General features: G+C 57.6%; 21 protein-coding genes. 1 reads left to right on the top strand and 20 read right to left on the bottom strand.

Features of this window, described 5'->3' with window-relative positions:
* Positions 1–128 precede the first annotated feature (128 nt).
* From rodA to D7024_RS12500, 17 genes are all read right to left on the bottom strand, one after another.
* Positions 129–1457, bottom strand: a complete 1329-nt coding sequence (rodA, locus tag D7024_RS12420) for a rod shape-determining protein RodA (protein ID WP_121452081.1) — start codon at positions 1455–1457, stop codon at positions 129–131.
* Positions 1458–1589: 132 nt separating this feature from the next.
* A complete protein-coding gene (gene minE / locus D7024_RS12425; protein WP_121452082.1) occupies positions 1590–1877 on the bottom strand; it encodes a cell division topological specificity factor MinE in 288 nt (95 codons plus the stop codon).
* Between the two features lie 23 nt (positions 1878–1900).
* Positions 1901–2695, bottom strand: a complete 795-nt coding sequence (minD, locus tag D7024_RS12430) for a septum site-determining protein MinD (protein ID WP_121452083.1) — start codon at positions 2693–2695, stop codon at positions 1901–1903.
* A 32-nt stretch (positions 2696–2727) separates the two neighbouring features.
* On the bottom strand, positions 2728–3132 hold the full coding sequence (gene minC / locus D7024_RS12435; protein WP_121452084.1) for a septum site-determining protein MinC: 405 nt from the start codon (positions 3130–3132) through the stop codon (positions 2728–2730).
* A 96-nt stretch (positions 3133–3228) separates the two neighbouring features.
* Positions 3229–5610, bottom strand: coding sequence for a penicillin-binding protein 2 (mrdA, locus tag D7024_RS12440; RefSeq protein WP_121452085.1), 2382 nt, complete (start codon positions 5608–5610; stop codon positions 3229–3231).
* Between the two features lie 234 nt (positions 5611–5844).
* The gene (gene mreD, locus D7024_RS12445; protein ID WP_207666931.1) at positions 5845–6348 is read right to left on the bottom strand and encodes a rod shape-determining protein MreD; all 504 of its coding nucleotides are present in this window, start codon (positions 6346–6348) and stop codon (positions 5845–5847) included.
* 90 nt (positions 6349–6438) lie between these two features.
* Positions 6439–7275 (bottom strand): rod shape-determining protein MreC, encoded by an 837-nt coding sequence (mreC, locus tag D7024_RS12450; RefSeq protein WP_121452086.1) that lies wholly within the window; start codon positions 7273–7275, stop codon positions 6439–6441.
* A 30-nt stretch (positions 7276–7305) separates the two neighbouring features.
* The gene (locus D7024_RS12455) at positions 7306–8337 is read right to left on the bottom strand and encodes a rod shape-determining protein (RefSeq protein WP_121452087.1); all 1032 of its coding nucleotides are present in this window, start codon (positions 8335–8337) and stop codon (positions 7306–7308) included.
* Between the two features lie 27 nt (positions 8338–8364).
* Positions 8365–9060 (bottom strand): RadC family protein, encoded by a 696-nt coding sequence (gene radC / locus D7024_RS12460; protein WP_279221008.1) that lies wholly within the window; start codon positions 9058–9060, stop codon positions 8365–8367.
* A gap of 88 nt (positions 9061–9148) precedes the next feature.
* On the bottom strand, positions 9149–9742 hold the full coding sequence (locus D7024_RS12465) for a Maf family protein (protein WP_121452088.1): 594 nt from the start codon (positions 9740–9742) through the stop codon (positions 9149–9151).
* Positions 9743–9761: 19 nt separating this feature from the next.
* Complete coding sequence (locus D7024_RS12470) at positions 9762–10019, bottom strand: DUF4321 domain-containing protein (RefSeq protein ID WP_435374063.1); 258 nt, start codon at positions 10017–10019, stop codon at positions 9762–9764.
* Between the two features lie 144 nt (positions 10020–10163).
* Positions 10164–11159: a sodium:calcium antiporter gene (locus tag D7024_RS12475; protein ID WP_121452089.1), complete on the bottom strand. Its 996-nt coding sequence runs from the start codon at positions 11157–11159 to the stop codon at positions 10164–10166.
* A gap of 143 nt (positions 11160–11302) precedes the next feature.
* Positions 11303–11533, bottom strand: a complete 231-nt coding sequence (locus tag D7024_RS12480; protein ID WP_121452090.1) for a hypothetical protein — start codon at positions 11531–11533, stop codon at positions 11303–11305.
* Positions 11466–12824 carry a Ger(x)C family spore germination protein gene (locus D7024_RS12485; RefSeq protein WP_165859363.1) on the bottom strand — a complete coding sequence of 453 codons (1359 nt, stop codon included), beginning with the start codon at positions 12822–12824 and terminating at the stop codon, positions 11466–11468. The genes D7024_RS12480 and D7024_RS12485 overlap by 68 nt, the downstream gene beginning before the upstream one ends.
* A gap of 142 nt (positions 12825–12966) precedes the next feature.
* Positions 12967–14628 (bottom strand): spore germination protein, encoded by a 1662-nt coding sequence (locus D7024_RS12490; RefSeq protein ID WP_121452092.1) that lies wholly within the window; start codon positions 14626–14628, stop codon positions 12967–12969.
* A gap of 109 nt (positions 14629–14737) precedes the next feature.
* Positions 14738–16147 carry a bifunctional folylpolyglutamate synthase/dihydrofolate synthase gene (locus D7024_RS12495; RefSeq protein ID WP_165859364.1) on the bottom strand — a complete coding sequence of 470 codons (1410 nt, stop codon included), beginning with the start codon at positions 16145–16147 and terminating at the stop codon, positions 14738–14740.
* A gap of 105 nt (positions 16148–16252) precedes the next feature.
* Positions 16253–18898 (bottom strand): valine--tRNA ligase, encoded by a 2646-nt coding sequence (locus tag D7024_RS12500; protein ID WP_121452094.1) that lies wholly within the window; start codon positions 18896–18898, stop codon positions 16253–16255.
* 152 nt (positions 18899–19050) lie between these two features.
* Between D7024_RS12500 and D7024_RS12505 the strand changes: the two genes are divergently transcribed.
* On the top strand, positions 19051–20121 hold the full coding sequence (locus D7024_RS12505) for an ABC transporter substrate-binding protein (RefSeq protein WP_121452095.1): 1071 nt from the start codon (positions 19051–19053) through the stop codon (positions 20119–20121).
* Here D7024_RS12505 and yihA read toward each other — a convergent pair.
* The 3 genes from yihA to lonB form a co-directional block, all read right to left on the bottom strand.
* Positions 20118–20702 (bottom strand): ribosome biogenesis GTP-binding protein YihA/YsxC, encoded by a 585-nt coding sequence (gene yihA, locus D7024_RS12510; protein WP_121452096.1) that lies wholly within the window; start codon positions 20700–20702, stop codon positions 20118–20120. The two genes, D7024_RS12505 and yihA, sit on opposite strands and share 4 nt — an antisense overlap.
* On the bottom strand, positions 20683–23118 hold the full coding sequence (gene lon, locus D7024_RS12515; RefSeq protein ID WP_121452097.1) for an endopeptidase La: 2436 nt from the start codon (positions 23116–23118) through the stop codon (positions 20683–20685). The genes yihA and lon overlap by 20 nt, the downstream gene beginning before the upstream one ends.
* Positions 23119–23289: 171 nt before the next feature.
* Complete coding sequence (lonB, locus tag D7024_RS12520) at positions 23290–25026, bottom strand: ATP-dependent protease LonB (protein WP_121452579.1); 1737 nt, start codon at positions 25024–25026, stop codon at positions 23290–23292.
* Between the last annotated feature and the right edge of the window lie 73 nt (positions 25027–25099).

Below are 25099 nucleotides of genomic sequence, written 5' to 3' on the forward strand. Positions count from 1 at the left end.
GAAAGCATATTTACACCGGCGCAGGCCCGGTAAGAAGATAACGAAAAAGATACGAAACCCGGCGGGGCCGGGCTCTTTCTATTTTGAACTGACATTTAAAAAAACCTTACAACAACCATGCCCATTTTCTAAAACAGGATTTTCTTGCGCCTCATATAGACGTTAAGCAAAAGCCCCAGCGCCGCCAGGTTCATAATCATGTTGCTACCGCCGTAACTGAAAAGGGGCAACGGGATACCCGTCACCGGCATAATCCCGGCCGTCATGCCAATATTGACAAAGATATGAAAGGCAAACATACAAACCACTCCCCCGGCCAGCAGCGTCCCCTGCAGATCTCTGGCCTGGGAAGCAATTTTTAATCCCCGGTATAAGAGGACCAGGTACAGGCCCAGGAGCACCACCGCTCCCATGAACCCGAACTCCTCGCCTACTACCGAAAAAATAAAGTCGGTATGGCGGATGGGCAGGAAGGTGAGGTGGCTCTGGGTACCGCCCAGTAAACCCTTGCCCAGGAGCCCTCCAGAACCAATAGCAATAAGCGACTGCCACACGTGGTAGCCCGCCCCCAGCAAATCGCTCTGGGGATCCAGAAAAACGGTCAGCCGGGTCACCTGGTATTCTTTGAGGGTGTGCCGGTGGAAGGACTCATGCCGGCGATGGGCTTCCCGGTAATCCCTCTCCACCTGTTGATATTTTCTTTGGAGCTCCTGCCTGGCCGTTTCGGAAACGGCCGCCTTTTTTTGCTGTTCCAGGGCCAGCAGCTGTTTTTCCAGGTCAACGTCGGCATTATGCAGGTACATGTGCAGGACAAACAGGCCAATCATCAGGGCCAGCCCGGCGCCGATCAGGGCCAGAAGCAACCCCGGCCTGGCCCCGGCCAGAAAAAGCATGCCGAACATGATGGCTACAAACACCAGGGAAGTACCCAGGTCCGGCTGCTTCAGGATCAAAAGGGTGGGTATCCCTACGTACACAAAACAGGGCAGGAGATCCCGCAGGCGGTTCAAGCGGCCTTCCCGGGCAGACAGGAAACTGGCGAAGGTGATAATCATGATCAGCTTGGAAAACTCGGAAGGCTGAAAACTAAAGGGACCGATATAAATCCAGCGCTGCGCACCCAGAGCTTCCCGTCCCAAAAAGATTACCGCGATTAGCATGACCAGGTTGAGTATATAAAGCCCCCGGGCGTGTTTACAAAGATCTTCGTAGGGTATATACATGATCGCCGCCATGACCCACAAACCAACAAAAATCCAGGCCAGCTGTCTGATAACGTAGGTATAGTCCAGGTGCAGGAGTTTCACGGCAAAAAAAAGATTCTTTAACTGGCTGAATGATTCATCGGTAAATTCCAGGGTGGCGCTGCCGATGGCCACTAAACTAAAGAGAACCACCATGCCGGCGGCCAGGAGGAGGACATGATCAAGGCTGCGTGCAAACCGCTTACTAACCAAGGAAAATCACCGCTTCTTCTGATATCCCTAAAACTACAGGTTTAATTATATACCACCTCCAGAGACAAAAAAAGCCCCGGGGTAATACCAAATTACCACAGGGTCAGGGTATGGTGATTATGCGGTTGCCCCTTAAATACCCGACGCCAGGTTCCTCGTCACGCGTTTCATACCCTTTACCGGAATGCTGGCCACCAGGGCCACCTGGGTTTCATTGCTATCCAGGTTGATCTCCAGTGACTCCTCGTCAATGTCCATGTATTTTTCAATAACCTTGATCAATTCCGTCTTTAAGGTTTGCAAGAGCTGGGGCGAAACACTGGCCCGGTCGTGCACCAGCACCAGGCGCAACCTCTCCTTGGCCACATTTTTACTCCCACCGGCTTCCCGCCCAAAAACGCGGTTTAAAAACTCCAGCAAGGCCAACCCCCCTTACCAGTAGATTAGGACAAACCGATCATCCGCCGCAAAAAGCGAGATACAAAACCACCTTCGTCCAGATTCATCATCGGTACCGGCTCTCCCTTGATCCGCCGGACAATATTGCGGTAAGCCCGTCCCGAACGGGAACGTTCATCCTGGACCACGGGTTCCCCGCGGTTGGTGCTGATCACTACCATCTCGTCTTCCGGCACTACCCCCAAAAGATCGATAGCCAGGATGTCGATAATATCCTCAATGCTCATCATATCCCCGTGGCGCACCATGCGCGGGCGAATACGGTTGATAATCAGCTTGGGGTCCCGCAGTTCGGCCGCCTCCAGAAGACCGATGATCCGGTCCGCATCCCGTACGGCAGCTACCTCGGGGGTAGTCACCACGATAGCCTTATCCGCCCCGGCAATGGCATTGCGAAAGCCCTGCTCGATCCCTGCCGGACAGTCAATAATCACGTAGTCGAATTCCTGCTTGAGTTCCTCACACAGGGCCTTCATCTGGTCCGGGCTAACCGCCGTTTTATCTTTAGTCTGGGCGGCGGGCAAAAGGAACAACCCCTCGAAGCGCTTGTCCTTGATCAAAGCCTGCCGCAGGCGGCAGTGCCCCCCGGTAACATCAGTTATATCGTAAACAATACGGTTTTCCAGCCCCAGGACCACGTCCAGGTTGCGAAGCCCGATATCGGCATCCACCAGTACCACCCGGTGCCCGTGAGTGGCCAGGCCAGCCCCCAGGTTGGCCGTGGTGGTGGTTTTACCAACTCCTCCCTTACCAGACGTAACTACGATGACCTCACCCATATAAGAGCCTCCTCTTCAGCAGTTTCCCATTTTCATCCCTGGCGTTCCCCATTAAAAATTTCGATCGTCACTACACCATTCTTTATCCGGGCCACTTCAGGCTGTTCGGGTTTTGAGCTCTGCTCATCCGGGGGGCGCGTAATGTGACCGGCAATGCGAAGCTGGGTGGGTTCCAGACGGAAGGCCAGCACCATGGCCTTTTCATTTCCACTGGCGCCGGCGTGAACTACACCCCGTACGGCACCCATCACAATGATGTTGCCCGTAGCCACCACCTCCGCCCCCGGGTTGATATCGCCAATAATGACGATATTGCCGTCGTAATGTACCCTTTGACCGGAACGCAAAGTGCGCTGAATTAAAATCGTGTTATCATCAACCAGTTCATTGGCGCTAGACAGCCACCGGTGCTGCGGGTTCCCTCTCTCCTTGCCCAAGGTGTATTCCCCCCAGTGGTGTTTTAAATTCTACAGGGCGTAACCAAATCCTGCTAGATGAAAAAAAAAGGGCGGGATGCCCGCGTTGTTTTACTTTTAGCCATTGGGCTGGTGGTTGGCCCGGTCGTCGAGCGGTTCCTGAGCACCACCGTTCGCCGGGGGTTGTACACCGCCATTTGCCGGAGCCTGCCTGCTCCCTTGAGCCGGTGTTTGCACACCACCCGGCGGGCTTTCCCCGGTACCGGCATCCGGTGTGGACCCGCCCGCCGGCGGCCCAGGGGAGCTGTCCTGCCCCTGTCTTCCGGGTGACGCAACGGGGACGTCAGCCGGTGCTGTTGTACGCCGGGGCTGAACATTCCCGGACCCGCCGGTAGACCGGGGTGGCTGGAAACCGGGGGAAGGCGCATGTACGCCGTGGACGGTACCCGTTGCCTGCCCCTCTTTTGCCTGTTCCCCGGCTGCAGATAAGCCTGCGGTTGGAGGTGCATTTTTCAGGTCAAAGTAAGCATCCAGGATCTCCCTGGCCACGGAACCGGCGGCGGAGCTCCCCTGGCCGCCATATTCCACCACTACGGCCAGGGCCACTTCCGGCTTTTCATAGGGGGCAAAGGCCACAAAAAGGGCGTGATTGTCGTGGCCATGGACCTCGGCAGTTCCGGTTTTGGCAGCGGAACTGTACCCGGTCCCTGCAAGCACGCCTGCGGCGGTGCCGTCGGGCGGTAAAGTAACTTCGTGCATACCCTGGCGTAATATTTCCAGCGTACGGCTGGACACGTTGACCCGGCGGATTTCCTGGGGTGAAAACTGGGCCACCGTCTGGCCATCGGGAGCCACAACCTTTTTAACCAGGTAAGGCTTGTAAAGAACACCCCCGTTGGCGATGGCCGCCACGTAGTTGGCCAGCTGGAGAGGAGTATAGTAGTTGTTACCCTGGCCAATGGCCATATCCAGGGTATCGTATTCCCGCCATTTCAATTCCCACTCTATCTTGTTATACCTGTCCTGCAAAGGGGCCAGACGCCTGTTCATTTCCCGCTCCAGGGCCGCCTTTTCCCCTTCGCCCGCGCCGGCCAGGCGCTTCTCATACTCCTTACGGATATCGTCCATTTGCTTCTGTACACTGTCCAGAAGGGGCTTCCACAGGTTGTACTTTTGCTCCGGTCCCGGGATGCGGCCGGCATGCTCCCCGGGCAACTCCAGCCCCGTCTTTTGTCCCAGGCCGAATTCCCGGGCATAGCGGGCAATGGACTCGGGGCCGAGCATTACCCCGACGGTCCAGAAAAACGTGTCGCAGGATACCTTAAGAGCCCGCACCACATCCACCCGCCCGTGCCCGCCGGGCTTCCAGTCGACTTTGTATTTGTAACGCCCGGTATCGTTAATGGCGAATTGGGGAGTTATTTTGCCCAGTTCCAGCGCTGCCGCCGCCACTACCATTTTAAAGGTAGAACCCGGGGGATACAGGGCTATAGCCCGGTTGAGCAACGATTGATCCCGGGTAATTTTGGCCCAGGCCGCATTCCACTCCTTCCGGGAAAGGTCCCGGGTAAAGATGGTGGGATCATAGGTGGGATGGCTCGCCAGGGCCAGGATTTCTCCGGTATGCACATCGAGCACCACCGCCGCCCCGGCCCTGGCCTGGCTGTAACCCTCCTTTTGCACCCGGGCGATACCCCGGGCCAGCGCATCCTGGACCGCCCGCTGCAGCCGGGCATCAATGGTGAGCACCAGGTTGTTTCCCGGTACGGGCTCTTTTACGCCCAGATCCCTTACCGGCTGCCCCTGGGCATCCACCTCCACCTGTCGGGCACCCCGCTGGCCCCGCAAATAGGACTCAAAGGATTTTTCCAGGCCGTCCTTGCCCCAGGAGTCCCCCAGCCTGTAACCCTTGTCTTTATTCTCCTCAAGCTCCTTCTGATCCATGATGCCCACGTAACCCAGGGTGGGCACCAGCAGGTCCCCATAGGGGTAGTGCCGCACCGGCCGCACATCGATGAGCACTCCCGGCAGCTCCAGCCGCTGTTCCTCAATACGGCTTACCGTTTCACTGGACACCTTATCGGCTATGGGCACCGGTTCATAGAGACGCAACTTCTGTTCGTTGAGTTTTTTATGGATTTCCTGTTCTATCTCCGCCACGCTCATGCCCTGGAAGGTTTTTTCCCCCACTAAAATACGGGCCAGCCTGGCAATCACCCGGTCGGTATCCTTGATGCCTAAATAGGCAAAGGAAATGGTGTAGACCGGCTGGTTGCCCACGATGCGCACGCCGTTGCGGTCGAGAATTTCCCCCCGGGGGGCCATGATGGGAATCAACCGCAGGTGGTTCTGCTGGGCCATCATCTGATATTTGTCCGCCTCCACCAGCTGCAAATAGGCCAGGCGGATAAAGAGCACGGCAAAAGCGGCAATCACCAGACCCAGCAACACCTGTAACTTTTTCTCCAGCCTTTTTGCTGTTACCCCGTTTGTTGCCACGGCGCATCCTTCCCCTGTCCTGCAAGCAGTACTTGCCTGCCGTTTGCACGCGCTCGCTCCGTTCCCCAGCACTCACTGCAATTGGGGTCTCTGATGGTATGATTGCTGACCATATGCAGCTTGAATACCTGTGCAGGTACCTGGACCCGGTGAGTGCTGGGTCGCTTCGTGCAAAACGGCGGCCATTTTCATCCTCTGTTGGTGGCGCTGAATGCGTCATGGGTGTCTACTAAATTAAAACTGACCCATTCTGAACCATCCCTTGAGGTAAAGGCGGTAAAGCTTGCGGTAAAATAACGGCACCAGCAGCGCATTGTACATGGCTGAAGGAAGGACCACCCCGACCAGGGCCACTCCCGGAGGAATTTTGATCTGCAGGTATACCAGCAAGAGGTAATAAATTAACTGACTTACCATGGTGGCAAAAAAAGTCAACGCCATCACTACCAGGCTGCTGTCCTTGTATAAACGGGATTCCGACCAGCCCACCAGATAACCGGCCACGGCAGTGGAGAGGGCGTTGAGGCCAAAATAGTTGCCGGTGATAAAATCTTTCATCAAACCGGCAACAAACCCCCAGAAAGCCCCCTCCCGCTGCCCTCTCCAAAACGCATAAAAAACTACCAGTAAAAAAATTAAATCCGGCACCACACCTTTGACGCGGATCAGGTCCACCACCGTTACCTGCAGCAGCAGGGCCAGCAATAAAAACCCGGGCAGGACCAGCAAGCCCAACAAAGAAAAAACCTCCCGCACGGTCATCTTTTCAATGGCAGCTCTTAAAGTAAAACGTCCGGCACACCATACCCGCTCACTTCCCGGCCCGGCTTACAGGGCCGGGAAGCGCACCCCGGTGATCACCAGCACTTCCTCCAGGCGGTTAAAATCCACAAAGGGCCGCACGGATGCTTCAAAGAAAAGACCGGTCGGATCCCTCTTCACACTGGTTATTTCGCCAATGGGGACACCCTTGGTAAAAATACTCTTCGTACCGGAAGTAACCACCACCTGCCCCGGTCTCACGGGCATGTCGTTGGGTATGTGGATCATGCGCAGGCTGCCGGCACTCCCGGCGGTGCCCTCAACCATACCCGGTGTACGGCTGTCCTGCACTAAAGCGCTTACCGCACTGCGCGGGTCAGTAATTAATAGAACGGTGGCGGTACGGTCGGTGGTGGCGATCACCCGCCCCACCAGACCCCGGGGAGTCAATACCGTCATGTTTTCCTTTATGCCCTGGGCCAGGCCCTTGTTGATGGTAATGGTGCTGAACCAGTTCCCCGGATCCCGGCCTATTACTGCCGCCGCGGTAACTTCAAGTCCGGAGTCGGCAGCGGGACCGCTTTTAAAATCCAGCAGCTTTTTCAGTCTTTCATTTTCCAAACGGAATTCCCTGGCCTGGTGAAGCTCGCCTTCCAGCCGGGCCACCTGCTCCGACAACTCGCTTGCCCGGCGCGACGCGTTAACCAGGGAAAGGGGGAAAGTGATCACATCCCTGACTCCCCGGCCCAGCCTGGTGGTTACCTGTTCTAAAGTGGCAAAGGTATCCACCAGTATCTTTTCCAGGGGCGTTGCTTCCACCCGGCTAAAGGCGGTCACCCGCATCACGTACAGGACCAGGACCAGCAAAATAACCAGAAAAAAAAGCCTCTTACCCGAAGTCAACGGGATCAACACCTATCATTTTGTTACAGTTTACGAAAGTTTGCGCGGGTGAATGAGTACCCGGCGTAAAACATCGATATTTTCCAGCACCCGCCCGGTACCGTAAGCCACGCACAAAAGCGGCTCGTCGGCCAGGTGCACGGGCATGGCCGTCTCTTCGCTCACCAGCCGGTCCAGCCCCCGCAGCAGTGAACCGCCCCCGGCCATCACAATGCCCCGGTCCATAATGTCGGCGGCCAGCTCCGGCGGAGTCTGCTCCAGGGTGCCCTTAATGGCATCCAGGATGGCCGATACCGGCTCAGAGAGAGCCTTGTAAATCTCCTCGGAGGTAATGCGCACCGTTTTGGGCAGGCCGGTCACCAGGTCCCTTCCCCGGACGTCGTAGGTCTGGACTTCCCCGGTGGGATAGGCGGTCCCGATTTCAATCTTGATCTCCTCTGCCGTGCGCTCACCGATCATGAGATTATAGGCCTTCTTTACATGCTGGATAATGGCTTCATCCATCTCATCCCCGGCAATGCGAATGGAACGGCTGGTAACAATACCCCCCAGGGAAATTACCGCTACCTCGGTGGTACCCCCGCCGATATCCACAATCATATTGCCCGTTGGTTCATGCACGGGCAGACCGGCGCCAATGGCTGCAGCCATGGGTTCCTCAATGAGATAGGCTTCCCGGGCGCCGGCCTGCAGGGCGGCTTCCCGCACCGCCCGCTCCTCCACCGCCGTCACCCCGGAGGGAACCGAGACCACCACCCGGGGGCGGATGAGAAAGGTGCGGTTGCGCAGGGCCTTGTTGATGAAGTATTTGATCATGCTCTGGGTGACATCGAAGTCGGCAATTACCCCGTCCTTCATGGGCCGGATGGCCACGATGTTGCCGGGCGTACGGCCAATCATCTGCTTGGCTTCTTCCCCCACGGCCAGCACCTGGCCGGTATCCCGCTGAATGGCCACCACCGAGGGCTCCCTTAAAACAATACCCTTGCCCTTCACATAAACCAGGGAGTTGGCGGTGCCCAGGTCTATACCCATATCCTTAGAGAACAGCCCGATCCGCATGTTCTCTCTCCTTTCCATCCAGATCATCTAAATCAAACCTTTGGCCTTGAAACTGACGTACTTATTATCCCCAATAATCAGGTGATCCAGAACCTCTATGCCGATAATGCGCCCGACCTCCTGCAGGCGCCTGGTCACCTCCAGGTCTTCCTGGCTGGGGGTTGGATCCCCGCTGGGGTGGTTGTGCAACAGGATCACTGCCGCTGCATTGCGGCGGATGGCATTCTTAAATAATTCCCGGGGATGCACCGTGGAGGAATTAAGGGTTCCAATGGAAATGATCTCCCGGGCAATCACCTGGTTCCTGGTATTCAGCAACAACGCCCGAAAATGCTCCCTGTCCAGGTGGCGCATTTCCTCCATGACCAAACAGGCTGCATCTTCGGGGCTTCTGATCACCGGCCGGGTTTCCCCGCCGGCCTGGGCAATGCGGCGACCCAGCTCCAGGGCCGCTTTCAACATGGCCGCCTTGGCCGGCCCGACACCCCGGACACTGCTCAACTCCTCCACTGAGGCGTCAACCAGGCCCCGCAGGCTGCCGAAATGCCGCAAAAGGGCCGCCGCCAGCTCCATGGCACTGGCCGTAGGCGTACCGGTGCGCAAAAGAACGGCCAAAAGCTCCAGATCCGTCAGCACCCCGGCGCCTTCCCTCAAAATACGCTCCCGGGGGCGCAGTTCCACGGGCATGTCCTTAATGGTAATGCGGTACGTTGGGGAATCCAAGGCTCTCTGCGGCCTCCAGACACACGGAAAGATACCCGAAAGGGCTCCCGGGTACAATTGACCCACAGGAAAACTTTCGGGGAAAATCTCAGTTGTTTTGAACATACTCCAAAGGATCCACACCAAATTCCTTCAGCACCTGGGCCAAACGGGCCAGGGGAAGGCCGACCACATTAAAATAGCATCCCCTGATTCCGGCAATAAAAATTGCCCCCAGTCCCTGGGCAGCATAGGCCCCTGCCTTGTCCAGGGGTTCACCGGTGGCCACATACCTGGCAATTTCTTCTGCCGTCAGTGGTCTGAACTTAACCCGGGTGCGTTCATGGGTAACCACCCGGCGCCCGGAGGGTTTTTCTATCACCGCCACGCCTGTGTAAACTTCATGTTCGTTACCCGAAAGGAGGCTGAGCATCTCACTGGCCTCCCGGGTATCGGCCGGTTTGCCCAGGACCTTGTCGTGCCAGACCACCACAGTATCTGCCGCCACCACCAACCCCTTGGAAATGGAGGGCGCCACGGCCCTGGCTTTTCTTAAGGCCAGCGTCTCTACCAGTTGATGGGGAGGCAAAGCTTCTTGCACCCCTTCCTCGACCCGGGGTACCACTACGGTGAAAGGTAAGCCCAGCTTTTCCAGCAACATGCTTCGGCGCGGCGAAGAAGAGGCCAGGTAAATGGGTAACACTTTTTAACCTCCACCATTTTTAGAGTTTGCGGTATAAAAGATATCCCAAAAGTAAACCCAATGCCGTAAGGGGACTTAAGGTAAGGGTAAAACCAAAGGTGAGCCGCGCAAAATGAAGATCTAAAGTAGCCGGGGCCAGGCCCACGGAGGCAAAAGGCTTAAGCATTGGCAAATAAGGAATGATCACTGCTCCCAGCGCGTCACCCACCAGGGCCCCGACCAGCATAAGAATTACCAGCAACCAGAAGTTTCTCTGGGGCTTGTACGCATTAGCCACAGTCATCACCCGGCAGCGAAAATTAACCACTTATCTGTACTAGTTTATCATTTTGCCTCTTTTGTGACAAGCTGCAATTCCGCCCTGTAAATGATTTCCACTTCCCCAGCATCGCTTCCGCCCGGCGGTATGGCGGGGCGGGTTTTACCCTATTGTTCCAGTAAGCACCGCCGCCACAAAGGCAGCGTAAAAAACCCCGCCGTAGGCCACCAGAAGCCGTGCATCAAGAAAACCGCGCCGCAAAAGCAACAGGTAAGTCACCAGCCCGGAAGCCAGGGCCAAAAGCGCACTTATAAAGGCCGTCTCCGTGAGCACCCATGGGGTCATGATAATACCGATGGCCGGAATAACGGAACTCTGAAAAACCATCGCCCCGGTAATATTACCCAGGGCCATGGTATCCTTGCGCTGGGCAAGCCAGATGATACTGTTAAATTTTTCGGGCATCTCCGTGGCCAGAGGGGCAACCAGAAGGGAGAAAACAAAAGCAGGCACGCCGAGTATGGCCGAGAGATCCGCCACGCCATCTACAAAAACCTTCGCCCCGGCCACGATCCCCAAAAAGGCCAGGAGCACCTGGACGATTACCAGAACCAGGGGAGGATTGTCGAGCCTCTTACACAGGTAAAGGGGTTCGCATTCCCCTTCCTCCTGGTCCAGGGTGCGTCCCCCGGTGATGGTTTCATATACGAAATAAATGTAGGCGACAATCAGCCCCAGGGCCACCACAGGCTTTAACGGGCGAGGTAGAAAAGCAGCCGCAATGGCTAACGTATAAACCACCAGGAAGAAAAACAGGTCCCGCCGGATCACGTGGGGATCGGGCTCCAGACGCGTGCGGCGGAAGGCCAGCACGGCCCCCCCGCTGATCAGCAAAGCCAGGGTCCCCAGCATAAAAGGCGCACCCAGAATGGCTCCGATGCCTATTTCCTCTCCCACTTCACCGCCGCCCAAAAGGATGGCGATCAGGGGAATGACCGTTTCCGGCATGGCCGTACCCACCGCAGCCAGGATGCTCCCCACCGCCCCCTCGGTCAGGCAAAGCTTCCTTCCCAGCCATTCCACACCGTTGGTAAAAAATCCGGCGCTAACCAGGATAACCCCCAAACTGATTAATAACAGGGCAAGATCCAAACCCATCGAAGCTCCCTCCACATAAAAAGGCCCACCGCCAAAAAACGACGGGCCTTACGTCTGGAATTAATTATAGCCCCACTGGCCGGCAAAGTCCAGCCTTATGCTGCCGGGGGTACCCGGCCAAACTGCCGGCGCCGGCACATCCTTTAAGTGAGGGCCTTCTGGATCAAGCTGGTCAGCGGGGCAAAAACGGCTTCCACGGCTTTGGCCGGGTTGGGCAGCGGTATTCTCAGGACCAGGCCAAAGCTGTAGATCATGCCAAGGAACAAAAGCACACTAAAAGCAATCAATTCCCGCCACATTTTCTTTTTAACCAGGGGCGGAACCTGCAGGGCGATAATGATGATAAAGACCAGGCTGAGCAAAACAACCTCCATCGTACATTACCCTCCTTGATATGTTTATTAAGCCAACTTCCTGCATCCCTGAAGGCTGCAGGGGCCTATTGATCAGGCCCATACGCCGGATCACGACTTTCACTTCTACCGTCACGGGCATGGTCGCGAAAACATCCTCCCATTCCCGTTCCACTTGCCTCCACACCCGGGGATACTTGCGGTGCACCGCTTCACCAAAGCCGAGGACATCGGCCCGGTATTCCTCCTGCAGCCTGGTTACGCAGGCCATGACCTCCTGCTTGATTACCCCGGCCAGCTGTTTTTCCAGCCGGGAAATGACCTGGGGATTCCTTAAATCAATCTCCAGGTTTTCCGATTCGGTAATGTTCACGCGGGTGTTGATCTCCACCCTCATGCCCGGCTGCCCGCTGGCCAGAAACGGTTCCAGCTTCACTCCCCCGCGGCCGGCACGCAAAATTTCCACGGCCAGTTTCTGTTCACCCCGGGAGCCGGGAAGGGAAAAGGTGACTGGCCCGCCCCGCACTTCCCCCCGCACCCACAACAATCCCCGGGCTTCCCGTTCGTTAAGCCATCCCACCAACCTGTCCCGGCGAAAAACGGCTGTCCCGGTAAGTTTGATGTTATGAAAGGGCGCAGGCCCTGCCCCCCCGGGATGCAGGGACATGCGGCTAAAAGCGGCGTTGGGCACTACTTCCAAAATGGCCGTATAGGGCTCCACGCCTGAATTCTCCAGCATCTCGACAAATTCCCCCAGGTGGGTGGGGGCGAAACGGGCGGAAAGTTCCTGGTTGTTGATTATCCCCACGATATCCTGTGCCGGGGTGACCTCCAGGTGGACGGGAACCTCCATGATATCCCTGGGATCCCCCCTGGCCACCAGGATCCAGGTATCCCGCCGGAACTGGCGGTTGCGCTCAAAGAAATCCATCACTTCCGCAACCCCCCTTTCCCGGGCCAGTTTTTCGGAAATAATGATCACCTGGTTGTGGGCGAAAAAGAGCTCCCGGGGGCTTTCCATGGACAACCGGCGGATGGCCTCAAAAACCGTCCTGGCCTCCGTGGCCAGGTTGTGGTAGCGCTTGCGCCCGCCACCCCCCCCACCACCACCGCCACCGACACCGCTCATACCGCCACCCCCGCCTCCGCCGGCAACTGCCGCGGGAACCAGGGTCTGCACTACCACGCGTATCTTGCCCTCGGGGGCGGCATCCACGGCCGTGAGCAAAACAATGCCCAGCTCTTCCACCTCCCGGTGGTCCCAGCAGCCACTGAGGACGAGAGGCAAAAACAACAACAGAAACACTAACACCTTAATCCGCCCGCCCCGGGGAAAAAGGCGGAAACGATGACCCGGGACTGATTCTGGTTGTTTTGGCCGGCTACAAGCAAAACAAAACCTGCTCATCTGGCCACTACCCTTTAAGCCTGCAAAGATATAGATGCGGCTTCTGTTACCTTTTCTGCCCACCGCCGCCCCCCTTTTGCCCTTTCTGGGTTGGTGGGGCGGGTTTCAAACCCTGCACCTGGCGGATGGGATCCTCTTTGGCCAGCTCCGAAGGGCGGGCCTCCCTCGCCCACAGGGGCGCCCGCATCATCACATCCTTTAAATCCCTGGCGTGCATGGGGGCCAGGGGGGCCAGGTAAGGGATGCCGAAGGAACGCATGGAAGCCATGTGTACCAGGATGGCCAAAAGCCCCATCATCACCCCGAAGATCCCAAGGGTGGCCGCCAGGGCCATCATGGGGAAGCGCAACAGGCGCATGGTGATGGCCATGCTGAATACCGGTGCCACAAAGGAACTGATACCGGTCAGGGCCACGACTATAACCATGAGGCTGGACACAATCCCGGCCGACACGGCCGCCTGGCCGATCACCAGGGCACCCACAATGCTCACCGCCTGGCCCACGTTCCGGGGCAGGCGGATGCCGGCCTCCCTCAAGGCCTCAAAGGTAAATTCCATCAGGAAGGCCTCCACAAAGGCCGGGACGGGCACCCCTTCCCGGGAGGCGGCTATGTTGATCAAAAGCCGGGTAGGAATCATTTCCTGGTGAAAGGTGGTAATGGATATGTAAAGCGAAGGTAATATCAAAGATGCAATAAAGGCAATGTAACGAAGCCAGCGTACGGCCGTGGCCAGAAAGAAGCGTTCGTAGTAGTCCTCGGAAGACTGTATGAAAACGACAAACTCCGCCGGCACGATGAGCACAAAGGGGGTACCGTCGGTGATAATGGCCACGCGCCCGTCCAGAAGCATGCTCACCACCCGGTCGGGACGCTCGGTGCGGAACACCTGGGGGAAGGGAGAATACGGGTGATCCTCGATTAATTCTTCGATATTACCGCTTTCGATTATGCCGTCCACCTTGATGCGAGAAAGACGGTCCTTCACTTCCTGCACCAGCCGGGGATCGGCCAATCCCCTGAGATAAACTATCTCCACAAAGGTACGGGTGCGCTCCCCCAGGGTGATCCTCTCGATCACCAGGTTGGGATTGCGCAGGTGGCGGCGGATGAGGGAGGTGTTGGTGCGCAGCAACTCGGTAAACCCCTCCCGGGGCCCCCGCACCACGCTCTCACTGGTGGGCTCCTCGATACCCCGCACCGGCCAGCCGGGAGCGGTGGCCAGAAGGGCCGCTGCTTTCCCTTCAATGAGTACGGCCACGTCACCATAAAGAATCCCATCGAGCAGTTCAAAAACAGTAGCAGCTTCCTTCACCGAACTCACATTAATCATGAAATTACGAACCAGGGTGAACAAATCCCCGGCCGCCTTCCCCCCCAGGCCGGCCATGCGGGACTCCAGGGTCAGGCCTTTGATCAAAGTGTCATTGACCGTACCTTTGTCCGTCATGCCGTCAATAAAAACAACGGCCCCGGGAACACCCCCGTCAACACCAAGCTGAAGCTCGCGGATAACCAAATCGCTGCTGTGCCCCAGGATTTGCTTAATAAGGGCCAGGTTGTCCTTTAACCGGGAACTCAGGGGCATCTTTTTCAATTCCCCGGCCTCGTAGCTTTGCTCCCATTGAACGTGGCTTTCCTTGAGGGATTGGGGGCTTTTTTTGCCCTTCGGCAAAATCCGGGCAAAATTTTTTAAAATGCGGACCAAAGGAACACCTCCCGGGAATGGGGCGAATGGTGAATTACCCCTTCGAGATGGTATTATGAGTTGGCCGGGGAGGTTTTATCCAACTGTGCCAAATTAAAAAAGCACCGGTTCATTCGGTGCTCGCCATCATATTCACCTTCGCCATAAGCACCTCCCGGGCTTCGGCCACCATGTACAGTGAACCGGTTATACAAACCACATCACCGGGACGGGCCATGGATAAGGCATGCTCCACGGCTTCGGGAACGGACTCGATGGTGTAGACCTTGGGTACATATTTTTGGGCCTCTTCGGCCAGACGCCGCCAGTCGCCGGCCCGGGGACTGTTGGGCCGGGTAACCACCACCGCCCGGGCCCGGGGGGCCAGCTCAGCCACCACCCGGCCCCGCTCCTTATCCCCCAGCATACCGATGACCAGCACAACTTCTTTGCCGGGGAGATAGTCGTCCAATGCTCTGGCCAGGCTGCGGGCGCCGTCGTAGTTATGGGCACCGTCCAGCAGCACCAGGGGCCGGCTCAAGACAATCTCCAACCGGGCCGGCCAGCGGACTGCGGCCAGGCCCCGGTACAGGGCTTCCTCAGGAATGGCAAACCCCTGCTCCACCAGCAATTCCACCACCGCCACCGCCCCGGCGGTATTCACCTGCTGATGCCGCCCCAGGAGGGGGATAAAGAGATCCCGGTAGGTGCGGCGCAGGCCGTGCACCGTCAGGTACTGCCCGCCCTGATCAAACCCACCCGCGGCTGCCTCCCACAAAACGGTGCGGTAAGAAATCCCCGGGTTGAACTCAACTGCCGTTTCTTCACCCGAAGCAATGGCGGGGTCCATACTGGAAGTGCCACCAGTAACACGGTCCACCAGCACCATGGGTGAACCCTTCTCCCGGCAAAACTGTGCCACCACTTCCAGGGCTTCTCCCCGGCAGGCCGTCACCAGGGGGACCCCGGGCTTGATAATTCCGGCCTTGACAGTAGCAATCTCCCGGATGGTTTGCCCCAGGTAATCCATGTGATCCATGGCTACGTTGGTGATTACCGTAACCAAAGGCCTTTCCACTACATTGGTGGAATCAATGGCTCCCCCCAGCCCCACCTCCAGGATTAAGAAATCTACCCCTTCCTCGTAAAAATATTTGAAGGCCATGGCGGTGCTGACCTCAAACTCGGTGGGATGCTCGAAACCTTGCGCCACCATGGCTTCCAGGTGGGGCTTCAGCTGGCTGATCAACGAGGCCACCCGCTCAGCCGAGATTTGCACTCCATCAATTTGATACCGTTCCGTATAGGAATGCAGGTGAGGCGAGGTGAAAGTACCCGTGCGGTAACCGGCGGCGGTGAGGACGGAAGCCACCATGGCGGTGGTGGAACCCTTGCCGTTGGTGCCCCCGATATGCACCACCTTTAGCTTTTTCTGGGGATCCCCCAGCCGGCGCAACAGCTCCTTGATGCGCCCCAGGCCGAAATTTATACCGAATTTGGTCAGGTTCTGCAGGTAGGTCATGGCTTCATCGTACTGCACCGCTGTCACCTCAAACAAAGAACGTGCTTTATGCAAGTCGTTCGCTTTGGACCCAGCACTCACTGGCATACCAGGTATTCATAAAACCGGAGGTATCAATTAAACTTATCCCCCGAGCATTGCCAGCCTTTCCCGGATGGCAGTTGCTTTGCCCGCCAGCTCCGCTTCTTTGGCCCGTTCCTTTTCCACCACTTCCGCCGGCGCTTTGGCCAGGAAACTTTCGTTCCCCAGCTTGCCCTGCACCTTCTTGAGATCCTTTTCCACTGCGGCCAGTTCCTTTTTCAGGCGGGCCAGCTCCCGGTCAATGTCGATGAGTCCAGCCAGGGGTACATAAATTTCCACTCCCCGGGCCACCCCGTGGGCAGCCTGCGGGGGAATCTCTTCCAGCTCGGGCCGCACCTGTACCCGGCAGCGGGCCAGCCCCTCGATGTAACCGGGCCATTTCTGGACCAAATCCCGGGTATCCGGGTCCGTTACCACCAGAATTGCATCGGCCGTCTTGCCCGGGGGTACATTCATTTCGCTCCTGATGTGCCGGATGGACCGGATTACCTCCATGAGCACCGCCATTTCGGCCTCGGCCCTTTCATCCCGCAGCTCCGGCTGATAAACCGGCCAGGGGGACTGCATAATGGTGCGCCCCTGGTGGGGCAGGCGCTGCCAGATTTCTTCGGTAATGAAGGGCATAAAAGGATGGAGCAACTCCATGGCTCCCCGCAACACCCGGGCCAGTACGTCCTGGGCGCAGGCCCGGTCCCGGCCGTCTTTGGCACGGTAAAGGCGGGGCTTGACCAGTTCAATATACCAGTCACAGAACTCGTCCCAGATGAATTCATAGAGCACCCGGGCTGCTTCTCCCAGCTCATAGGCTTCCAGGAATTGGGTCACTTCCTGGACGCAGGCCTGATAGCGGCTCAATATCCAGCGGTCGGCCAGGGTATGGTATTCCCTTCCCGGGGCCGCCGCCGGGTCATAATCCGCCAGGTTCATCAGGGCAAAGCGGGAAGCGTTCCAGATCTTGTTGGCAAAGTTCCGCGCCCCGTCCAGGCGCTCAAAGTGAAAGCGCAGGTCGTTGCCGGGCGTATTGCCGGTCACCAGCATAAAGCGCAGGCTGTCCGCACCGTGACTTTCAATCACATCAATGGGGTCCACCCCGTTACCCAGGGACTTGCTCATCTTGCGCCCCAGGGCATCCAGAACCAGGCCGTGGATAAACACTTCCCGGAAGGGCACTTCCTGCATGAAGTGCAGGCCGCTCACAATCATCCGGGCCACCCAGAAGAAGATGATATCCCGGCCCGTCACCAGCACGGAAGTGGGATAATAGTAATCCAGCTCCGGCGTCTTTTCCGGCCAGCCCAGGGTGGAAAAGGGCCACAGGGCCGAGGAAAACCAGGTGTCCAGCACGTCGGGATCCTGCTCCAGCCGGCTTGAGCCGCAGCGGGTGCATTTCCGGGGCGGTTCCTTGGCCGCGATGACCTCCCCACAGTCACGGCAATACCACACCGGGATGCGGTGGCCCCACCAGAGCTGCCGGGAAATGCACCAGTCCCGGATGTTTTCCATCCAGTTCAGGTAAATTTTCGTGAAGCGTTCCGGCACGAAGCGAATGCGGCCTTCCTTTACCGCCCGGATGGCAGGTTCGGCCAGGGGTTTCATGCGCACAAACCACTGGCGGGACAGCATGGGTTCAATAACCGTGTTGCAGCGGTAACAGTGTCCCACGGCGTGGTTGTGATCTTCCACTTTGACCAGGTAACCCTGCTCTTTTAAATCCTTGATGATCCTTTTGCGGCACTCCCAGCGGTCCAGGCCCCGGTAAGGGCCGGCCTCATCATTCATCACCGCGTCCTTGTTGATCACCCGCACCTGGGGCAGGTTGTGCCGCCGCCCCACCTCAAAGTCGTTAGGATCGTGGGCGGGAGTAATCTTCACCGCCCCGGTGCCAAAGGAGGGATCCACGTACTCATCGGCAATGACGGGCATTTCCCGGCCCAAAAGGGGCAGGACCAGGGTTTTGCCCACCAGGTGCCGGTAGCGTTCGTCCCCGGGGTGAACAGCCACGGCCACGTCACCCAGCATGGTTTCCGGCCGGGTGGTGGCCACGGTAATGGCATCACGACCGTCCCTGGTGGGGTATTTGATGTAATAGAGCTGCCCGGGCTTGTCCAGGTGCTCCACTTCAATGTCGGAAATGGTGGTGTGGCAGCGGGGGCACCAGTTGACGATATAATAGTCCCGGTAGATGAGGCCCTGTTCATACAGGCGCAGGAAAACTTCTTTGACCGCTTCGGAACACCCCTCGTCCATGGTAAAGCGCTCCCGGTCCCAGTCACAGGAAGCCCCCAGGCGGCGCAGCTGGTGCGTTATGCGCCCGCCGTACTGTTCCTTCCAGGCCCAGACCCGCTCTAAGAACTTCTCCCGGCCCAGGTCATGTTTGCTTTTCCCCTCTCTGGCCAGCTGTTCTTCCACCCTGGCCTGGGTGGCAATACCCGCATGGTCGGTGCCGGGAAGCCACAGGGTGTTATAGCCCTGCATGCGGCGCCAGCGGGTGAGAATGTCCTGCAGAGTATTATCCAGGGCATGCCCCATGTGCAGCTGCCCGGTGACATTGGGCGGGGGCATGACAATGGAAAAAGGCTCCCGGGCATCAACCTTGGCATGAAAGAATTTATTTTCCTCCCAGTAGCGGTACCACTTTTCCTCCACGGCCCGGGGATCATAAGTGGTGGGCATGTCAAATTGCGTCATAATGCCTCTCCTCCCTGTAATCTGTGAACATTATAATGTGATCCCCGTTTTTTAGCAACCTCCGGGACAAATTCCTGGCATGAAATGCTAATAACCCCATAGAGATAGTTAAAGGGGAAAATGAGGCCATGGAGAACGGGGGGTGTTAAAAATTGGGCAGGCCCAGGTTGTTGCTGGTGCTTTTGCTGCTCTTAAGCCTGACCCTGGCAGCGGGTGCCATAATCATTAAAAGGTTTAGCCAACCACAACCGGAAACCAACATCATACGGTTAATGGAGGGGCCGCACTCGGTTTACCACCTGCCCCATTACATAGCCCTGGCCCTGGGTTTTTTTAAGGAGCAGGGGCTGGAAGTGGTTCTGGAAAATACGGCCAATGAACAAACATTGCTGCCCGCCCTGGCCGGCGAACGGGCCGACGTAGTCTTAGTTGGCCTGGAAGAGGCCATCTACAGCCGGGCAGACGGATCTATGGACGACGTGATGGCCTTTGCCGCCCTGACCCGGCGGGACAGCCATTTCCTGCTGGCCCGCAAGGCAAAGGACTCCTTTGAATGGGCCGGTTTAAAAGAAAAGACCGTCATTACTGGCTGGCCGGAAAGCATTGAGACGGTGCTTTTAGAGGGTCTTTTAAGGCAAAACAACATCGCTCCCTACCGGGAGGTAACCCTCTATACCAACATTCCGGCGTCTTTACGCATAGGTGCCTTTTCAGCAGGGTCGGGGGATTTTATCATCCTGGCCGAACCACAGGCCTCAATGGTGGAAAACGCGGGGGTGGGCCGGGTGGTGGTTTCCCTGGGTAAAGAAGCAGGTCCCCTGCCGGCGACGGTTTACGTGGCCAGGACGGATTTCATCCGCAAAAACCCCGTCGCCCTGCAGCGTTTTACAAATGCCGTATACAAGGCCCAGCTCTGGCTGGCCCATCACAGCACCCGCGAGGCTGCCCGGGTGGTCGGGCCTTATTTAAGGGATATGAACGAGAACCTCCTCTTGCGGGCCATTGAGCGCTACCGGGCCCAGGAAACCTGGGCCACCAACCCGGTCATCGATCCCGAAAGGTTTAACTATCTAATGGATTTGCTGGACCAGTCCCGGGAAGTAGCCAGAAGGATTCCCCCGGAACAAATAATAAACAACCAGTTTGCCCAAAAAGCCGTGGAAACGGTGCAGTACGTTCCGGAAAAGGAAAAACCGCGCTGGTTTCAACGTTTAAAGATTTAATTTATCCATTCCTCGATGACGTGCCAGAGATCGTCCCGCCCTTCACGGGTGCGGGCGGAAAATTTAATCAGGGGGGCCTCCCCGGTTAAACCCAGGGTCTGCCGGACTACCTGCAGCTGCCGCAGGCCCTGGCTTTTGGAAAGCTTGTCCGCCTTTGTGGCCACCACCACCGTAGGCAAGCCATGATGTTTCAGCCACTGGTACAGCTGCACGTCCTGGGCGGTAGGAGGGTGACGCAGGTCCACGATCTGGATTACACCCCGCAGCTCCGGGCGGCGGGACAGGTAGCCCTCAATCAAGGGTCCCCAGCTGACCCGCATCTTCTCCGGCACCCGGGCGTAGCCGTAGCCGGGCAGGTCCACCAGGTAAAACCGGTTATTGATCAGGTAAAAATTCAGGGTACGGGTCCTGCCCGGGGTATTGCTGGTGCGGGCTAAATTCCGGCGGTTGACCAGGCAGTTCAACAGGGACGACTTCCCTACATTGGAGCGCCCGGCCAGGGCTACCTCGGGTCTGCCCCCGGCCGGGCACCGGTTAAGTTCAGTTATGCTTTTAACAAACTCAGCAGAAACGATGTTCATGGATCGCGGCCGGATCCTCCTTGACCGGTATCACGGGCTGGTAGGAAACCTCGGAAACTTCCCCGGAAGGGGAGCCCAGTTCAGTAGCTTCGTGCTCCTGCTCCTTTTCTAAAAGGGCTATCTCCAGGACTTCATCCATGTGCTCCACCTGGATGAACTGCATCTTGCTCCTGACGTTGTGCGGTATATCGTCCAGCTCCTTACGGTTATCCTTGGGCAAAATCACCGTGGTGATACCAGCCCGGTGTGCGGCCAGTACCTTTTCCTTGATGCCGCCCACGGGCAGCACGCGACCCCTTAAGGTAATCTCCCCGGTCATGGCCACATCATGGCGCACCTTGCGTCCCGTGAAGGCCGAGGCCAGGGCGCAGGCCATGGTAATGCCGGCCGAAGGCCCGTCCTTGGGGATGGCTCCCTCCGGGACATGGATGTGGATATCGTGTTTGTCAAATACTTCTTCATCCACGCCCAGCTGGGCCGCCCGGCTGCGCACATAACTGTAGCTCGCCTGGGCGGATTCCTTCATTACTTCACCCAGTTTACCCGTTAAGGTAAGCCGGCCGGTACCCCGGTAAATGGTAACCTCGATGGCCAGGGTGTCGCCGCCAACCTCGGTCCAGGCCAGGCCGGTGGCCACGCCCACCTGATCTTCCTGTTCGACCACCCCGTAGCGGAACTTGGGCGTTCCCAGGAAGTGCTCCAGGTTTTGCACGGTAACGCGCACCTTTTTCGTTTCCTCCGCCACGATCTGCCGGGCGGCCTTACGGCAAAGGGTGGCAATCTGCCGCTCCAGGTTACGCACGCCGCTTTCCCGGGTGTACTCCCGGATAACCCGGCGAATGGCTTTTTCCGAAATGCTGAACATCTCACGGGTGAGACCGTGTTCCTTCAGCTGTTTGGGCAAAAGGTGCCTTAGGGCAATCTGCACCTTTTCCTCTTCGGTGTAACCGGAAATCTGGATCACTTCCATGCGGTCCAGAAGGGGCCGCGGGATACTGTGCTGGACGTTGGCCGTGGTGATGAACATTACATTGGAAAGGTCAAAGGGTACTTCAATGTAATGGTCGCTGAAGCTGTTGTTTTGCTCCGGGTCCAGCACTTCCAGCAGGGCCGCCGAAGGATCGCCCCGGAAGTCCATGCTCATCTTATCAATTTCATCCAGCAGGAATACGGGGTTCTTGGAACCGGCGTTGCGCATCCCCTGGATTATCCTGCCCGGCAACGCCCCCACGTATGTGCGGCGGTGACCGCGGATTTCCGCTTCATCCCGCACACCGCCCAGGGAAATGCGCACAAATTTGCGCTCAAGGGCCCGGGCAATGGAACGGCCCAGGGAGGTCTTGCCAACCCCCGGCGGGCCGACGAAGCACAAAATAGGTCCCTTCATTTTCTTGGCCAGCTTGCGGATGGCCAGGTACTCCAGGATCCGCTCCTTGACCTCAGTGAGACCATAATGGTCTTCGTCCAGGATGGCTTCGGCAGTTTTGATATCCAGCCGGTCCCGGGTGCTCTTGCTCCAGGGCAGCGCCAGCAACCAGTCCAGGTAATTGCGAATAACCGCCGATTCTGCTGCCATGGGCGGCATTTTTTCCAGACGCTCCACTTCCTTGAGGGCCTTTTCTTCCACTTCCTTGGGCAGCTTGGCTTCGGCAATCTTTTCCCGGTATTCTTCTCCCTCCGCCACGCGCTCGTCCTTTTCACCAAGTTCCCGCTGAATGGCCTTCATCTGTTCCCGCAGGTAGTATTCCTTCTGGGTTTTCTCCATCTGCTTGCGCACACGGATATTGATCTTGCGCTCCAGTTCCACGATCTCCAGTTCCCTGGCCACCAGGGCGCACAGCTTCTCCAGCCGTTTGACAATATCCACGGCTTCCAGCACCTGCTGTTTTTCCTCTATGCGCAGGGGCAGGTGGGAGGCAACGATGTCGGCCAGCCGCCCCGGTTCTTCCAGGTTGACTACGGAAACCACCGTTTCCGGTGGAATGCGCTTGGAGAGTTTCACGTATTGCTCGAACTGGTAAACCAGGCTGCGCATCAGCGCCTCAATCTCGGGGGTTTTGATAAAATTTTCGTTATATTGTTCCACCTCTACTTTAAAGAAGGGCTCATGGGCCAGGTAACGCCTGATATGGCCCCGGGCAAGACCTTCTACCAGAACCCGGATGGTGCCGCCGGGCAACTTGAGGAGTTGTTTCACCTCGGCTACGCTACCAATCCGGTATATGTCATCAACGCCGGGCTCGTCGGTCTGGGCTTCCTTCTGGGTAGCCAGGAAAATGATGCGGTCGCTCATCATGGCCTGCTCAATGGCCTGCACCGACTTTTCCCTACCCACGTCGAGATGGATGACCATGTAGGGAAATACCAGAATGCCCCTTAACGGCAGCAATGGTAAGATTCGTACTACCGGCTCCATAGCTGCACCTCCTTCTCGGTATGGTTCTGCGTTCCGGCCACATACACCACTATTTTAACATACACCTAACATTCCTGCCATAGTAATAAGTGGCACGGAAAAACAAGAACCCGGCTTTATAAGCCGGGTGTGGTAAGCTAACATTCTTTCGTAAGTTTTTTGGGGTTGGTTTTAACTTCCTGAGCAGTGGTTTGACGAAAGGCCGGGGGAAGAAAGCAATCCCGCCGCCGCCAGCACATCCCGCGGCGCCGGTAGGACGCTTTTGCGGGCGGCGCCGGGTTGTTCCACCAGGGCCGTTTTGAGCACCTCCTCCAGCCTGTCCACCGGCACCACCTCTATATCCGGCAGGTCGCGGAAAAGCTCCTGGTAATTTTCCCGGGGGATGAAAACCTTCCTGGCCCCGGCCTGGCGGGCGGCCTCCACTTTGGGCACAATCCCCCCCACGGGCAGCACGAGACCGCGGATGGAAACCTCGCCGGTCATGGCCACCCGGTTATCCACCGGGGTACCGGTAATGGCCGAGTATACCGCCGTGGCCACCGCCACCCCGGCCGAAGGCCCGTCCACGGGAATGCCGCCGGGGAAATTCACATGGATGTCGTAGTCCCGGGGATCCACGTCAGTGGTGCGGCGCAGGACGGTGAGGACGTTTTCCACCGCCCCCCGGGCCATGCTCTTGCGCCGCATGGTCCGTCCCCGCCCGTTCACCTCTTCTTCGTCCACCACGCCGGTGACGATCACCTTGCCCTGGCCCCGGGGAGCGGGCAGGGCGTTGGCCTCTATTTCCAGAAGCGCCCCCATATTCGGGCCGTAAACGGCCAGGCCGTTGACCAGACCCACCTGAGGTTGGGAGGCCACCTTTTTTTCGGGCCGGGGACTGTACTGACCGCTGTGCACCACCCATTCCACATCGGCCGCTTTGATCTGCTGGCGCCCCTCGGTAAGGGCAATACCGGCGGCAATCTGTACAATGTTTACCGCTTCCCGCCCGTTGGTGGCAAATTTTTTAATGACCGCCAGCCCCCGCTCATCCAGGGGAAAACCAACCTTGCGGGCGGCGTTGGCGGCAATAATTTCAATTTCATGGGGCAGCAAAGGGCGGAAAAAGATCTCCACGCAGCGGGAGCGCAGCGCCGGCGGAATTTCCTCCGGGGTGCGGGTGGTGGCCCCCACCAGGCGGAAATCCGCAGGCAGGCCGTTTTGAAAGATATCATGGATATGGCCGGGAATATTGGGATCTTCGGAACTGTAATAGGCGCTTTCTAAAAGAACCTTGCGGTCCTCCATGACCTTGAGCAGCTTGTTCATCTGAATCGGGTGAAGTTCGCCAATTTCATCAATAAAGAGTACCCCCCCATGGGCCCTGGTCACCGCACCGGGTTTGGGCTGGGGTATACCCGCCATGCCCATGGGTCCGGCTCCCTGGTAGATGGGATCGTGCACCGAACCAATCAGGGGGTCGGCAATCCCCCGCTCGTCAAAACGGGCGGTGGTGGCATCCACCTCTACAAACTTCGCATTTTCCTTGAAGGGAGAATGGGGGTTTTTTTGGGCCTCCTCCAGCACCAGCCTGGCGGCTGCCGTCTTGCCCACCCCGGGTGGCCCGTAGATAATGACGTGCTGGGGATTGGGGCCGCAAAGGGCCGCCCGCAGGGATCGGAGCCCTTCCTCCTGGCCAATGATCTCCTCGAATTTGCTGGGCCGGGTTTTTTCGGCCAGCGGTTCGGTGAGGGAAATGGACCGCAACCGCTGCAGCTTTTCTATTTCCTTGCGGGATTCCCGCTCCACGGCCGTTCTATTACCCTGCTGGGCCTTTAACAGGTTCCAGAAGTAAAGGCCAATGATCACTCCAAAGAAAACCTGGACAAAGGTAATAAAGCTGCCCAGTCCCCCGGGAAACTCTGCCACGGTCATGCCTCCTTGCCTTGATTTTTGGCAAGATCTATTATTGCCCTTTTATGCATCTAAAAAACACCGCTAC

The organism is Desulfofundulus salinus (assembly GCF_003627965.1).
Classification (GTDB): domain Bacteria; phylum Bacillota; class Desulfotomaculia; order Desulfotomaculales; family Desulfovirgulaceae; genus Desulfofundulus; species Desulfofundulus salinus.